The sequence below is a fragment of the Plectonema cf. radiosum LEGE 06105 genome (assembly GCF_015207665.1).
In the GTDB taxonomy this organism is placed as follows: Bacteria; Cyanobacteriota; Cyanobacteriia; order Cyanobacteriales; family Nostocaceae; genus Rivularia; species Rivularia radiosa_A.
This window is the reverse complement of the sequence record NZ_JADEWL010000004.1, coordinates 92,053-107,415: the sequence shown is the minus strand read 5'-3', so window position 1 is coordinate 107,415 and position 15,363 is coordinate 92,053. Positions and strand designations below refer to the sequence as shown.

The 15,363-nt window shown below is 37.9% G+C and carries 12 protein-coding genes and 1 pseudogene; 6 read left to right on the top strand and 7 right to left on the bottom strand.

Annotation, left to right across the window (positions count from 1 at the left end; translation table 11 throughout):
* Positions 1 to 74 precede the first annotated feature (74 nt).
* Positions 75 to 959, top strand: a complete 885-nt coding sequence (locus IQ247_RS02225) for a ParA family protein (protein ID WP_193916585.1) — start codon at positions 75 to 77, stop codon at positions 957 to 959.
* A gap of 516 nt (positions 960 to 1,475) precedes the next feature.
* Here IQ247_RS02225 and IQ247_RS02220 read toward each other — a convergent pair.
* Together IQ247_RS02220 and IQ247_RS02215 are read right to left on the bottom strand one after the other, a co-directional pair.
* The gene (locus tag IQ247_RS02220) at positions 1,476 to 2,513 is read right to left on the bottom strand and encodes a hypothetical protein (protein ID WP_193916583.1); all 1,038 of its coding nucleotides are present in this window, start codon (positions 2,511 to 2,513) and stop codon (positions 1,476 to 1,478) included.
* A complete protein-coding gene (locus IQ247_RS02215) occupies positions 2,510 to 4,210 on the bottom strand; it encodes a DEAD/DEAH box helicase (protein WP_193916581.1) in 1,701 nt (566 codons plus the stop codon). The genes IQ247_RS02220 and IQ247_RS02215 overlap by 4 nt, the downstream gene beginning before the upstream one ends.
* A 227-nt stretch (positions 4,211 to 4,437) precedes the next feature.
* Here IQ247_RS02215 and IQ247_RS02210 point away from each other — a divergent pair, with 227 nt between their 5' ends.
* The 4 genes from IQ247_RS02210 to rpsU all read left to right on the top strand — a co-directional run bounded on the left by IQ247_RS02210 (position 4,438) and on the right by rpsU (position 8,637).
* A complete protein-coding gene (locus IQ247_RS02210) occupies positions 4,438 to 6,207 on the top strand; it encodes a pseudouridine synthase (RefSeq protein WP_322745392.1) in 1,770 nt (589 codons plus the stop codon).
* A 262-nt stretch (positions 6,208 to 6,469) separates the two neighbouring features.
* On the top strand, positions 6,470 to 7,726 hold the full coding sequence (locus tag IQ247_RS02205; RefSeq protein ID WP_193916579.1) for an aspartate aminotransferase family protein: 1,257 nt from the start codon (positions 6,470 to 6,472) through the stop codon (positions 7,724 to 7,726).
* Between the two features lie 272 nt (positions 7,727 to 7,998).
* Positions 7,999 to 8,271, top strand: coding sequence for an RNA-binding regulator (gene rbp, locus IQ247_RS02200; RefSeq protein WP_193916577.1), 273 nt, complete (start codon positions 7,999 to 8,001; stop codon positions 8,269 to 8,271).
* 177 nt (positions 8,272 to 8,448) lie between these two features.
* Positions 8,449 to 8,637, top strand: a complete 189-nt coding sequence (gene rpsU / locus IQ247_RS02195) for a 30S ribosomal protein S21 (protein WP_015121075.1) — start codon at positions 8,449 to 8,451, stop codon at positions 8,635 to 8,637.
* A 249-nt stretch (positions 8,638 to 8,886) separates the two neighbouring features.
* On the opposite strand, the gene IQ247_RS02190 is transcribed toward rpsU, so the two are convergent.
* The 5 genes and pseudogenes from IQ247_RS02190 to IQ247_RS02170 form a co-directional block, all read right to left on the bottom strand.
* On the bottom strand, positions 8,887 to 9,735 hold the full coding sequence (locus IQ247_RS02190) for an AraC family transcriptional regulator (protein WP_193916575.1): 849 nt from the start codon (positions 9,733 to 9,735) through the stop codon (positions 8,887 to 8,889).
* A gap of 580 nt (positions 9,736 to 10,315) precedes the next feature.
* Entirely contained in the window at positions 10,316 to 11,428 is a 1,113-nt protein-coding gene (locus tag IQ247_RS02185; RefSeq protein ID WP_193916573.1) for an aldo/keto reductase, read from the bottom strand.
* 74 nt (positions 11,429 to 11,502) lie between these two features.
* Positions 11,503 to 11,634, bottom strand: a pseudogene (locus IQ247_RS33505) (SDR family oxidoreductase); the annotation flags it as partial.
* Between the two features lie 31 nt (positions 11,635 to 11,665).
* Entirely contained in the window at positions 11,666 to 12,388 is a 723-nt protein-coding gene (locus IQ247_RS02175; protein WP_193916571.1) for an SDR family NAD(P)-dependent oxidoreductase, read from the bottom strand.
* Positions 12,389 to 12,466: 78 nt separating this feature from the next.
* Positions 12,467 to 13,519, bottom strand: a complete 1,053-nt coding sequence (locus IQ247_RS02170; protein ID WP_193916569.1) for an alpha/beta hydrolase — start codon at positions 13,517 to 13,519, stop codon at positions 12,467 to 12,469.
* 555 nt (positions 13,520 to 14,074) lie between these two features.
* Here IQ247_RS02170 and IQ247_RS02165 point away from each other — a divergent pair.
* Positions 14,075 to 15,199 carry a Gfo/Idh/MocA family protein gene (locus IQ247_RS02165; protein ID WP_193916567.1) on the top strand — a complete coding sequence of 375 codons (1,125 nt, stop codon included), beginning with the start codon at positions 14,075 to 14,077 and terminating at the stop codon, positions 15,197 to 15,199.
* Positions 15,200 to 15,363: the final 164 nt, after the last annotated feature.

Below are 15,363 nucleotides of genomic sequence, written 5' to 3'. Positions count from 1 at the left end.
TCGCTATAATTTTTACTTTTATAGAGCTATTCACGTTAACTATCTGGAAAAGCGTTCTTCTGAGGACTTAAAATATGGGATATGTAATTTCGACGGCTAATATGAAGGGTGGTGTGGGAAAAACCACTCTTACCGTCAATTTAGCAACTTGTTTAGCGAAAAATCACGGTAAGCGGGTGTTGGTGCTGGATTTAGATACTCAAATCAGCGCGACTCTCAGTTTGATGTCACCGATAGAGTTTGCTAAACTGCGGAAAAAAAGGCGGACTTTAAGATTTTTAATTGATGATATTGTCAAATCATCAGATAGGGTAAAATTGACGATTCAAGAAATTATTCAACCTTCACTTCATAATCTTCCTGGACTTGATTTACTACCGGGAGATATCGACCTTTACGACGAATTTGTAGTATCGGAAATGCTGCATCAACAAGCAGTTAATCTAGGTGAAAATAACTTTGAAGCGATTTGGAATCGTTTTGAAAGGATGTTACTGGGTAAGATATTAGAACCAGTACGTGCCGATTATGATTTTATTGTACTAGATTGCGCTCCCGGTTACAATCTATTAACTCGCAGTGCTTTAGCTACGAGTAATTTTTATGTTCTTCCTGCAAAGCCAGAACCTTTATCTGTGGTGGGTATTCAGTTATTAGAAAGACGCATTGCTCAGTTAAAAGAAAGTCACGAAAATGAGGCAAAGATAGATATCAAAATGTTGGGAATTGTGTTTACAATGTCCAACAGTAATATGTTAACTGGGAGATATTACAAACAAGTAATTAACCGTGTTTATCAAGATTATGGCGCGGAAAAAATCTGTGAAACCCAAATACCTGTTGATGTAAATGTTGCTAAAGCAGTTGATAGTTTTATGCCTGTCGTGTTAAATAGTCCTCAATCAGGTGGTTCAAAAGCTTTTACTCAATTAACTCAGGAATTGTTGCAAAAACTTTAAGAATAGTTAGGAGTACTGTGATACAAGCTTAACTTGTTAGCAATGGTACTCCTCAACTGTAATATCTTTAGTCCATTTTTATGGACTTTTGCTATCAGACTGGGATTTGCAATCCCAGGCGGGTAAGAATTAAGTCAAACAATTCGTAATTATTGTGACGATAGCTTTTTATGTAGCAATACGGTTCAGTTAAAGTCAAAAACCTTGATATATGTAGGTTGGGTTTCGTTCCTCAACCCAACCGAAAGGCGGGTTTGTTGGGTTTCGCAGAGCCTCAACCCAACCTACAATTTTCCTTAACTGAACCGTATTGTTTTATGTAGGACTTAGCAAAAAGGCACATTTTTGATTGTAAGGGAGGCTTTTAGGCGGTGTGGATTTTCCCAAGGGCGTTATTGCCGTTGTCTGACACTTTGAGAAATGCCGGAATCTAATAATAAGCTTTGTAGTTTCACGCACCGACTGAGTATTGTGACAATTGCGTAAGTCCTATTATGGTGCAAGATATGAAGTAATTTACTTATTCCAAACCTCCGGAGCAATAATTTTAGCTGACTCATCACTAAGATAAAATTTTGTCACTGGCATCCCTGACTCTTCACATTGCAACGGTTCTATAATTTTCAAGTAAGGATTCCAAATTGCAATTATTCCCCGTTTTGCCTTTTTTCTAATAAGTTCGCATTCTATATGAACTGTTTGTAATAAAATTACCAAAGTACTATGTAATTTTGCTGTCACACTCAAGGAATATCGCTCGTTTAAATCAGTTAATTTTCGTTTTAATTCCATCTGTGTCGCTTCAATCCGAGCTAATTCTTTTTCTTGTGCTTCTCCTTCCAAATTCTTCTTGTTGATTTTGGCTCGAATTTCAGAAACAATTGTGTTGTAATAGGTTTTAATTCTTTCTTCATCTCTACCTAATTTACGCGATAAACTTTTACGCCAAGGTGTAATTTCTGTATCAATCAATTTCGAGGCATGGGAATTAGCTGTATTTAACAATGGTTCAAAGTTTATATGCGCTAGATTTGACGCATCTTTTAAACAAATTTGGTCGGATTTCCAAGACAGTGCATCACCAATTTCTACACCAGGAATACCCGTAAGAGCATTAATAAAAAACGACACCATTCCCAATCGCTTTTCATCTGCGCTTGCAGTATAAGACATATTAAATAATATGTAAGGAGTCAAGGCTCCAAAGGATTTGCCAACACGAATTAACCCATTTTGCGGACATAAAGTATCGTTGATTCTTTTCTCAAAACCCGTAGTTTTCAGATAACCATCATACTTAATAGCTAATGCAGATGCACAACCTTGAATATCAAGTAACCCAGAAAACTTATCAAATATTTCTGAATTATAGGTAACAAAATAGCTATCGTTGACATCTGCTCTGGTGCTAAAACTAACAGAATCAGATACATTTAGAGAGCGAGCAATATCTACCGGCAACAAGGCTTCTAAAGTATCATCATTCGTATATTCCGCGACTCCCGAATTTAAACTAATTACTTGGTTGATAGCATCAAGAAGTTGATTTTTCATGCTTCTAAATCATCTCCAAATAAGTTTTCGTCAAATTCCTGCACTTTTTGATAACTATGTTTGGCATCTAATAACTGTCCTCCAAAAGAATCAAAAGCATTGTCTAATTCCTCTTTGTGAGAATTTGCCAACCATAGGTCAATTACCATGTCTTCAAAATCAAATTCATCTCCCATATTCCCCAAGATGGTTTCAATTTCTCCTACCACTAACTCAAACATATTTATTTTGTCATGAAGCACTTTTAAAATATATTCTTCAATACTATTAGCGATACAAAAATTAAAAATAAACACATCTTGAGTTTGCCCTATGCGGTGAAGACGACCTATACGTTGTTCAATTTTCATCGGATTCCAAGGTAGGTCATAATTAACAATTGCATTGGCAAATTGCAAATTGCGTCCTTCTCCTCCTGTTTCTGTTGCTAGCATTACGGGTACTTCTTCTCGGAATACTTCAATAGCGCTATCTTTGGCTTTAAGCGACATATCACCCCTGAAGGAACTGTGTTTTATCCCAGCAATTGTTAAACTTTCAGATAAATAAGTTTGAGTAGCAAGGTTATTAACAAATACTAAAGTTTTTTGATGAGAATTCTTCAGCAATTCTACTAACATCCGAGTTTTTTCAAACTGTTTGATATTACTAGCACGCTTTTTTAAAAACAAAATTTGAGAATTATTAAAACGGGATTGCAATCCCTCCAGAGAACTAACTAAAGCCGCAGGGCTCGAACCAGCACGCATTAATAAGTTATTTCTGGTTAATTTATCAATAGTTTTTTCTTTTTGTGATGAGCGTAAATATTCGTTGATAGCTTGATATAATTCTTTCTCATCAGCAGTCGGTTGTACCGTAATCGTAGAAGCGAAGCGTTTGGGAAGTTTAACATCTACAACCGAACGGGTATTTCTAATCATTACTTCCCGCATTAATTCCCTTAATTTTTCCGGGTTTTTGGGAATTCTACCATCTTTTGAACCAACATATTCCCGTTTGAACTGAACTTCAGTTTTTAATAAGCCAGGCTTGAGTAAAGTCAGAAGATTAAACAGTTCTACCAAATGATTTTGCACGGGAGTCGCCGTCAACATTAAAATAAATCGCTTTTTAATCGCATCAACCAGCTTCCAATTGAGAGTGCGGCGATTTTTCAAGTGGTGAGCTTCGTCAACTACTACCATATCCCAACTTCGGGAAGTCACATAATCAAAATGAGTGGAATGCTTTGCTGTATTTATAGAAGCGACAATCCGATTATGACTCGTCCAAAACTCCGATGCTGGGAGTTCTCTGTCCTCAGTGGTAACTGTACTAATGTTAAACTTTTCTTGAAGTTCTTGTTGCCATTGAGAAACTAAGGTCGCAGGAGTGAGAATTAAAAGGGATTTGATTTGATTCCTAGAAAGATATTCTTTACAAATCATCCCAGCTTCAATGGTTTTTCCCAATCCAACTTCATCGGACAACATCGCTCTACCACCAAACTGTTTGATGACTTTCTTCGCTGTTTCAATTTGGTACCAGTGTTTGTCAATATTGTAAAGTTCCGGTAGACATACTAATTGGTCGTAGTCAGCCAATATCGATAAATTGAACAGAGATAATCTCGCTTCATAGCTTTCATATGAACTAAATTGGTGATTTGTGAGAGCATAGGCAGCTTGTGAATCTTCAAATTTAATCTCGATCATTTTAAATTTAAAATGGTACTGATATTGATTTTGCCAAAAAAAATTGGATTATGATTACTTTTGATACAACTCTTTAGCTTCAGAAAAATTCACTACCATTAAAAATCAATAAAAGTGCATCCATCTGGAGTTAGATATTATTTGATTAGAAGATGTTAGAACTTACACTGCATAAACCCGGTTTTGGCTTCATATTTATGTTACTTCTCCACCCGCTTTCAGATTTCATGGAAAGCAATGATCAAATCAATAACTCACCTGCTACTTATTACTATCAAGGATATTCTGACGGTAAATTATTAAAGCTTCCCCGTACTTTAGAAGCAGAAGCGATCGCCATTCGTTTAATGCAGCAACTTGGTACTAATCCAATATATTCCCGTGAAGGTAAAATGTACGGGATATTATTAGTAAAATTACCAAACGGCGAAAAAAGGATACTCAAAGCTTTTTCTGGATTATTGAATGGTTGTAGTCTAGTTGAAGGTTGGGTTCCGTCAATTCCCGGTAGAGAGCAAGTAGTATTAGAAGAAACTCGCACCTTAGCAGAATTGGAAGTTATTAAACAAGAAATTATTCAACTTAAACAACTGGCTCAAAGAAAAGAATATAAAACTATAGCGCTACAGTTTGAACAAGCTTTGCAAGACATGAGTAAACGTCATCAAGTTAATAAACAACAACGTCAGGAAAAACGTCAGTTACTCTATAAAACCCTGATGGGACAAGAATTAAATCAATTAAATATAGAATTAGAAAAACTTAACGAATCAAGTCGTCGGGATGGAATCGAGCGAAAAATACTCAAACAACAGCAAGATCAAGTTTTACAACCGCTTCAGATGGTAATTAATCGTGCAGATATACAGATTCGAGAATTGAAGCAGCAACGTAAGCAAATATCCCGCAAACTGCAAGCACAAATGCACGCAGCTTATTCAATCATGAATTTTTTAGGTAATTCATCAACTTTACAGCAATTGATGCCCCAAGGCTTACCAACTGGTACGGGTGATTGTTGTGCTGTGAAATTACTTCATTATGCTGCAACGAATAATTTGCAACCGTTGGCGATCGCGGAATTTTGGTGGGGAGAATCCAATCAAGATAAAATTCAAGGAGAATTCTATGGTGCTTGTATTGAACGCTGTCAACCGTTGATGGGGTTTTTGTTATCGGGATTACAATCTAATTCCCAAGTTAGGAGGAGAGAAGTTCCCATTATCTACGAAGATGAATGGTTAATTGCTGTAAATAAACCCGCAGGTTTACTATCAGTTCCCGGAAGGTATCATTACAATCAAGATAGCGTTTTGAGCCGCTTAATTAATTTATGTCCAAATGGTGAAAATATTACAGCAGTGCATCGATTGGATATGGATACCTCTGGAATTTTACTCTTAGCAAAAGATCAAGAAACCCATGGGTTATTAAGCAAGCAGTTTGAGCAAAGATTAGTTAAGAAAGTTTATGAAGCCGTACTTTCTGGTAATTTATTGAAAAACAAAGGTACGATTGAACTACCACTGTGGGGAAATCCCGAACATCGTCCTTATCAAGAAGTTAATTACAAATACGGGAAATCTTGTATAACTAAATTTCAAGTTTTAAACAAAGAAGAAAACCGGAGCATATCAATTTGCCAAAAACATCTCGTAGTGGGAGCATCTTGCTCCCTTGATGTAGATAACGAGCAAGATGCTCCCAACATTAATCAAGATAGCGAGCAAGATGCTCGCACTACAAATTTAAACATTTGGGATGCTCCTGAAGATAATTACACCCGCATTGAATTTATGCCTTTGACGGGAAGAACCCATCAATTAAGAGTTCATGCTGCCGATGCGAAGGGTTTGGGTATACCCATTTTAGGGGATAAATTTTACGGATGCGAATTTAGAAAAGCGACTCGGTTACATCTCCACGCAAGGGAATTGACATTTGAGCATCCCCATTTAAGGGAAATGATATACTTGAAAGCAGAAACTCCGTTTTAAAGGTGAAAGGTCAAAGGTTAGAGGTTAAAGGTGTGCATATTTTAACTGCCGAATCAACTAGTCTCTGCTCTAGTTGTTAATTGAGCATTCCTGATTGCTTTTAAAATTATTTTCCAAAAATAGTAATTTACATTACAATAGATGTTTTACCTTCACTATTGGTAAAAAGTAAAAGAGAAAGGAATTTGTCCAGAAATGTTTAATTTTTCTTTCTCCGATTTATACAATTTGTCTAAAAATACAGATATTCAGGAGTTAAGCCGTGAGCATTGAGACTCTTGTTCAACAAGCAAACCAAGCATCTACCCCTTTTAATAAAGCAAGTTTTGATCAAGTTGTGATGTCCACTTACGGACGTTTTCCTATAGCCTTAGAAAAAGGTGATGGATGCTTGTTGTGGGATACCGAAGGAAAGCAATATCTCGACTTTGTAGCAGGGATTGCTACTTGTACCTTGGGACACGCACATCCGGCATTGATAGAAGCCGTAACGCAGCAAATTCAAAAAATACACCACATTTCAAATTTATATTACATTCCCGAACAAGGAGAATTAGCGCGTTGGCTAGTTGATAATTCCTGTGCCGATCGAGTATTTTTCTGTAATTCTGGTGCGGAAGCAAATGAAGCCGCGATCAAATTGGCACGAAAATATGCTCATACCGTTTTAGATATCGATAAACCGATTATTCTAACGGCAAATGCGAGCTTCCACGGACGGACTTTAGCAACAATTACCGCTACCGGACAACCAAAATATCAAACAAACTTCTACCCCCTAGTACCGGGATTTGATTACGTACCCTACAACGATATTGATGCAGTAGAAGCAGCAATTGGGGAGTTAGACGAAGGTGATTATGGTGTCGCGGCTATTTTGTTAGAACCGTTACAGGGAGAAGGCGGAGTTCGTCCTGGAGATATAAAATATTTTCAGAAGCTGCGCTCGATTTGTGACGAAACAGGTATTTTATTAATTTTCGATGAAGTACAAGTGGGAATGGGACGCAGTGGTAAATTATGGGGTTATGAATACCTCGGAGTCGAACCAGACATTTTCACCAGTGCTAAAGGTTTAGGGGGCGGTATTCCCATTGGTGCGATGATGGCGAAGAAATTTTGCGATATATTTGAGCCAGGAGAACACGCTAGTACTTTCGGTGGTAATCCATTTGCTTGTGCTGTCGCCCTCGCCGTCTGTCATACTTTGGAGAAAGATAATATTATCCAAAATGTACATTATAGGGGCCAACAACTGCGTTCAGGTTTACAAGCAATTGCTGCAAAGTATGGCGATCGCATTGCCGAAGTACGCGGTTGGGGTTTAATTAATGGAATGGAACTGCAACCAGATATTGAATTGACGGCGATTGATTTAGTAAAAGCGGCAATGAACGAAGGTTTACTTTTAGTACCAGCAGGTACCAAAGTTGTCCGTTTTGTACCACCGTTAATTGTTACCGAAGCGCAAATAAATCGGGCTTTAGAGATTATCGAGCAAGTTATCGCAACAATCTAGTATTCCGCCACATTAATTTTGATCGGTTTATTGATTCCCGAAACCATGTAGAGATGCGAAGGGCATTATTTCGCGTCTCTACAACCTTAAAATTGCTGGGTGAGGATAAGTATGGGGGAGCGGAGGAAGCAGAGACAGCGCAGCACAGGCATCTGATTTATGCTATGGTATAGGGCAGAAGATTAAGTTCGGTTGGTCAGTTTGTTTAGATTATGTATTGCAGACTTCTCCGGATGTAAATCTCCTCGCATTGTTAATTCTGGAGACGTTGTATGTCGATTTACGTAGGCAATCTTTCTTATGAGGTTGCAGAAGGTGACCTAAAGCAGGTCTTTTTAGAATATGGAGATGTAAAAAGCATTTATTTACCACTTGACCGAGAAACAAGTCGTATCAGAGGCTTTGCATTTGTTGAAATGGGAACTGATACAGAAGAGGATAAGGCAATAGAATCTCTTGATGGTGCTGAATGGATGGGTCGCAGTCTAAAAGTTAACAAAGCCAAGCCAAAACCAGAAAAAGGTGCCGCCGGTGGTAGATGGTAAGGAACTAGTAGTGAAGTATATAATAGAGGCGGCTCTACCCGATTAGAAAATTATTTAACTTTTGAGTATGAAGGGCATACAAGAAGTTTGCCCTTTTTTTGCTCGCAGTTAATGTTAATGTTTAGATTTGAGCATTGATTGCGATATTGAAGAATGTTAGTTTAGATAGGAGAAAGAATGACCCAAATAGTTGTAGGCGAAAACGAAGGAATTGAATCAGCATTACGTAGATTCAAACGTGAAGTTTCTAAAGCTGGTATTATGCCGGACATCAAGAAGCATCGTCACTTTGAAACACCTCTACAAAAACACAAGCGTAAAGCAATTGCTAGATCCAAGCAGCGTAAGAGACGTTTTAAATACTAAAGACAGTAAAGTTGTCTAAAATTTTCTTGATTTCCGCAGGAAGATGAGCTTAGCAAGTCGAGTTGAGTATTATGGTTAGTCAATTATCAGTTATCAATTATTGTTATCTTACTAATAATTGTTTATTGATAATTGTCTTCCCCTCTCTTTATTGATTTAAGTTGCAAGAACCTATTTGAGCTCTTATGCCACGCTTGCGTAAAGCGGCACGGTTTTTTTTGAGTCATCAATGCATCTTTTCAGTAGACTTTAGAAGCTATTGCGATAAACCTTTGGTGTTACTCCTACAAGTTTACGAAATTGTGCTGTAAAATGACTGGGATTAGAAAATCCAACTTGATACGCGATTTCTGCTGCCGAAAATCGTGTCACTTCCAATAAGATTTTTGCTCTTTCTATTCTACGCTTAAGGATATAACGATGTGGTGGTTCTTTTGCTAGACTTTTAAAAGTACGAGCAAAATGAAATTCACTCATCGGAACTAATGCAGCAAGATTGGCAATCGCTAATTCTTCTGCTAAATTTTCTTCGATATAATCTTTGATTTCCTTGAGCTTAAGAGAATCTAGAACACCTACCTCTGGGGAAGATTTTTCTTCGGTTCCGGTGTAATTTCGCAGTAAATGTATTGCTAGTAAATTTCGTAACGATTCCACATATAAATTACCAGATAAACCACCATTGACTACCTCAGATTTTAATAGCTGAGCTACGTGCAAAATAGTTGGATCGGGAAAAATTACTCGATGTTCTAATTCAATGGTCGTCGTAATTCCGTTGTCATCTGCCAATTGGTTGATTAATTGTGGCTCAAGCAATAAATTTACATATTCGCTTTCTTTTTCTCTTCGATGCCAAACAAATTCGCGTTGGGAATATAAAAATATACTTCCTGCTGGTAAAGAAGTAGTCTGGAGTTTTCCTCCATCAACCGACCAAGTAACGCGCTCGTGGGGAGCAAATACCACGCTGATTGCGTTTTTAGGCATGGTAAAATCAAACTCCCCAACTTTTTCCATCCGACCGTATTCTACAATCAAATCGCTCCATTCGGCTTTGATAATGGTAGCATTTGTTTGCTGCTTGGGTTGTGGCATCGGATTGAGAATGCTTATAGAAGTTAACTTATATTAAATTAACTATAGCAATCTAGATCAACTTACTGATAATTTATGGTAATGATTATGATAGGATTTTTGCTCACCTGATTGTATTCAAAAGCTAACCCATCCCAAGAAGCTTCGAGAATAAAAAAATTGGGATGGATACAAAACTTTTGTGATTATTTCTAGATTCCCGGTTTTTGGGAATCTGAATTTTCACTACTTTCTAAGAAATCTAAGAGGGTGTTTATAAAATAAATTTGAAGAGCCGGGTGTGTTACGGCTTTCTGGGATTCGATAGGAAAAAGAGTAGGTGAAAATTTGCCGTAACGCACGGGAGCATCCCAATGAAAGCAAAAATAAAATTTGTAGTGGGAGCGTCTCGCTCCCTAGTACTAGCTAGCGAGCTAGAAGCTCGCACTACAAAAAAATAAATTTACACCTGCGGGGATGCTCCCTAACGCACCAACAACTGTTGGTGCGTTAGATGTATTAAAATTATATGTTTTAGCAGAACATAGTCGTGCATCTAACACACCCTACAAGAATTTTATTTTTTAGTTATAAACACGCTCTAAGAAACACCAGCACCAGCAGATTTACTCAACACATTGAGTTTATAGCCATCAGGTTTATCTCCAACCATAGCACCACCGTTAATCATTCCTTGAATTTCACTACCAAAGAAACTGTAGGGAAACTGTGATTCTGGTTTGCTAACAGCTTCGAGACGATTTGCAAGTTCTGCGGGAATCTCAAAATCTAATGCTTTTATATTGTCTTCGAGCTGCGATAACTTAGAAGCACCTACAATTACCGATGCGATACCGGGACGATTTACCGCCCAGTTTACTGCGACTTGTGCCATACTATGCCCTAACTCTTTGGCAACAGTTTCCAACTCCGCAACAATTTTCCAATTTCTGTCACTAATTTTCTGAAATGCTGGATTATCTACCTCACTAGTAACATATAGTCTTCCTTCCCCAGTAAATCCACTTTCACTAGGCTTATATTTACCGCTCAAAAGTCCCCTAGCTAAAGGACTCCACACCATTATTCCCATTCCTAATTCAGTTCCCAAAGGTATAAATTCTCGCTCAATATTCCGTTCTACTAAGGAATATTCGAGTTGCAAAGTTGAAATAGGTTCGTAATTACGATATTCGGCAATAGTTTGCGCTCTGGCTGCATACCAAGCAGGTGTATCGCTAAGTCCGATATATCGCACCTTACCCGCAGATACCAAATCGTTAAGAGTACGCATTACTTCTTCAGCAGGAGTAATTTTATCCCAAGTGTGGAGAATATATAAATCGATGTAATCAGTTCCCAAACGTTTTAAAGAGCTTTCCACAGCGCGGATAATATTTTTACGTCCGTTACCACCAGCATTGGGATTTCCTGGTTCGGCATTGTAACTAAATTTTGTCGCGATCGCAATTTTGTCCCGGAGATTGCGCTCGTTAATAAAATTACCCAACCAAGTTTCGCTAGTACCGTTAGTGTATAAATCTGCGGTGTCAATCAAATTACCACCAGCATCGACGTAGGTATTAAACATTTGTCGTGCGGCATCTTCATCCGCACCCCAACCCCATTCAGTACCAAAGGTCATTGTACCAAGAGCAAGACGGCTGACGCGAAGTCCGGAACGTCCAAGGGTATAGTAAGTATTAAGTGACATAAATTAATTCCCTGTATATGTTAGTTCTACTTTTTTGATAACTTTGAGATTCGCCCTGGTACTACCACGAACTATTAACCAAGCCCACCACCATCAATGCTAAATTCACCCCCGGAAACATAAGAAGCATCATTTGAAGCTAACCACATTACCAAATTAGCAACTTCTTCTACATTTCCAACACGTTTAGCAGGATATGGTGCAACAAGCTCTTCCTCAGTAACTTCCCAGTCACGCTTAACTCATATCTTGCATGGCAGTATCAATAGCTCCGGGAGATACAGCATTTATGCGAATATCTTTACCATATTCTTGAGCAGCCATTTTTGTCATATGAATAACTGCGGCTTTACTAGCTCCATAGCCGACGATATTAGGAAAAGCACGTTTACCACCGATACTTGCCATATTGATAATTGCACCGTTTCCGGCTTTTAACATATGGGGAATTTCATATTTCATTCCCAAGAAAACGCCACGAGCATTAGTATTCATCAAATCATCGAATTCTTCAACCTTAGTATCGACAATAGGTTGCGGTGGATAATCAATACCTGCATTGTTAAAGGCAATATCTAAACGACCGTATTTAGCAACGCAAGCATCGACAAAGGCTTTTACTTCTTCAGCTTTACGAACGTCTGCTCGCATATAGGTTGCTTCTCCACCAGAAGCACGGATTTCCTTTTCTACCTGTTTTCCTAAATTTTCGCGACGACCGCAGAAGAATACTTTTGCACCTTGTTGAGTAAAGGCTTTGGCTGTTTCTTTGCCGATTCCGGAAGTTGCCCCGGTAATTAAAACTACTTTATTTGCAAAGCGGTCTTGTGGTTGAATGTTATTTGTTTGAGATATAACTGGTGTTTTATCATCTGCTTTGGCTGCATTTTTCGTATAAATTGCACCTGCTACCCCTGCGGCTCCCAACCCAGCTAGAATTTGACGGCGACTTTTACTCATAATTTGATTTACTCAAATGTTTATATTATTGCTACTGTCTTATTACAGATTAAGGAAAGGTGTGAGAATTAGGAAAGTTTATAATGTCGATTGTAGATGATTTACAATCTGTAAAACTGATTGATTTACGGTACTTTCTTGGTCGTAGAAATCAAACTGAGTACGATTTTCTAACCAAACAAACTTTTTATTCTCAACAGGAATATATTGGAAGAATTGACGCGCACCATCGGGAATGGCAGCTTTTTCACTATGGACAAATAATGTGGGTACGTTAATATTTTTCGCTTGTGGCATGGGATTAAAAGTCAACCATTCTTTCCATGACATGACTGCAAATTCATTATCCCATTGGGGGATTGCACCGCGTTGAGAATCTGTGTAGTAAGGGACTTCGCCAAACATTGGTGCTTTCTTGTTGGTTTTACTAGCTGCGGGAACAACTTCGGCTTTTCCTGTTTGTTCAAATTGCTTTCTTGCAGTTTCACCAATTTTGATTTTTTCTTGGACTGCTTTTTCTCCACCGTAAACGGTATTAACAATTTCTGGGCTATGAATCCAAGGAGCAACTGTAATTAATGATTTGATGCGGGAATCGTTTGCTGCTGCTTCTACCATATAACCAGCACTAGCACAAATTCCTAATCCGGCGATTTTATTATTATCTACAGCATCAACAGTTTGCAAGAAGCCAACAGCATTTTGAATATCTTTGATTTTTTCTGTAGGAGATTCAAGTCCCCGTAGTTTACCACCACTTTCCCCAAAAGTGCGGAAATCAAATGCGAATGCGGCGAATCCTTCGTCTGCAAGTTTTTGAGCATAAGTTGCAGGCATTTGTTCTTTAATAGTCATCCAAGCACCAGTAACTACTACTGTAGGTAATTTATCTCCCGGTTTGTAACTTGCAGGTAGATATAAATTACCAACTAACTTTTCTCCTTCGCTTTGGAATGTGACACGATTAATACCAGGTTTGTAGTTGTTAGCTGCAATTGCAATATCGGACACTTGCCTTATTTGTACTAAATTCTGACTTGATTCTAAATTTTGAGTTTGAGCGTAAGCGCTACCGGCTAATAAAATTAAAGAGAGAGCAAAGGTATGAATGGTTCTAGAGGCGAATTTCATGGTTGTTTCTCCCGGTTGTTTTGTTCGTTAAATCTAATTTAAAGAATTTAGCAATGATACTAAAGCCCGATTTTTGCGCCATTCTATCAAAATCTTGCTTTGATTTAAAAAAAGTCGCTCCGATTCAGCTATAGTATTGTGGCGATTTTTGGCACTGAGACTTTTGATTGCGATCGCAAAATGAAATAGTTGAGAATATCTAATTTTTAATTTTTGTAGCCGATTAGTTGATTCAGCAAAGAGGCCCTACACATAAGTAAGTCGGTACAAATAAAACCAACTATGTAACAGTTAGTTAAATTGGCATCGAAGTCTTGCTGCTACTGCCTACTCCCTTGCCCTGCTGCTACTTATATCATCAACTGCACCTTTGCGCTTCCTCTCCAGACAGAAAGTATGCTCGTATCATTTCAATCGGTAGGAAGATGAAGGCAAGATGATCAAATGTTTAGATTGAAACGCAGAAGTAGAAAAATAGATCGATACAAGTATGAGCGAAAATCTTATTCAAACTGCTTCTCCACAAGTTTCTAAATCCAATAATAGGTAAACATTATGACAGTACAAAATGGTAAAAATAAATTACGTTATGCAGCTGTTGGGTTAGGTTGGATAGTTCAAGAAGATGTTTTACCAGCATTTTCCAACACCGAAAATTCTCAATTAGCAGCACTAGTTTCTGGTGATGCAACTAAACGCAAAGAACTGGGTGCAAAGTATCAAGTTCCGACTTATTCTTACGAGCAATACGAAGAATGTCTGAAAAATGAAAATATAGATGCAGTTTATATCGGTACACCAAATCATTTACATCTCGAACATACAGTAAGAGCAGCTTCTTCAGGGGTACATATCCTCTGTGAGAAACCGATGGCAGTAAAGGAGGATGAATGTGAGGAGATGATTCGCGCTGCCAAAGAAAATAATGTCAAATTAATGATTGCTTATCGTCTCCATTTTGATAAAGCAAATATGGAAGCAGTAAGAATAGTTCAATCGGGACAAATTGGCGAACCCCGTATCTTTGATTCTGTATTTTCTCAACAAGTTGAGGAAGGTAATATCAGATTAACAGCACCACTTTCTGAAGGTGGCGGTTCCGTTTATGATATGGGTGTTTACTGCATTAATGCAGCGCGTTATTTATTTCAAGATGAACCTATAGAAGTATTTGCTTTCATTGCTAATAACGGTGAAAAACGCTTCGAGCAAGTTGATGAAATGACAAGCGTTATCATGCGTTTTCCCAAAGAAAGATTAGCCAGCTTTACAAGTAGCTTTGGTGCTTCCTCTACCGCAACCTTTCGAGTGATAGGAACAAAAGGTGATTTGCGGATGGATAGCGCTTACACTTATGCAGGAGACCTTAAACAACAAATTACTGTAGAAGGTGATACTCAAGAAAAATCATATTCTGCTGGCGACCAATTTGGTGCAGAAATTCAATATTTTTCCGATTGTGTGTTAAATAATCAAGAACCAGAACCATCAGGAACCGAAGGTTTAGCCGATGTTCGCACCATTCGTGCGATTATACAGTCAGCGCAGACAGGAAAGCCAGTAAAACTCGATGAATTTAAAATACAAACTAGACCAACTATTGAACAAGTAATTCAACTTCCTGCGATTGAAACACCAAAACATTTTGTTAACGCTGCTGATATGCAAGGTAATTCTTAGTTGATTAAAAAGATAAAATAAAAGTTTTGATGTAGAGATGTTGTAATCAAATATAATGTCTCTATTTTTTATGCGTATAAATACTTATTCGATAAGAATAATCTCAGTAAAAACCGTCAATTTTAAAGTAAAATGGCTGCTCTTCAAAGTTTTTTTGATCGTAT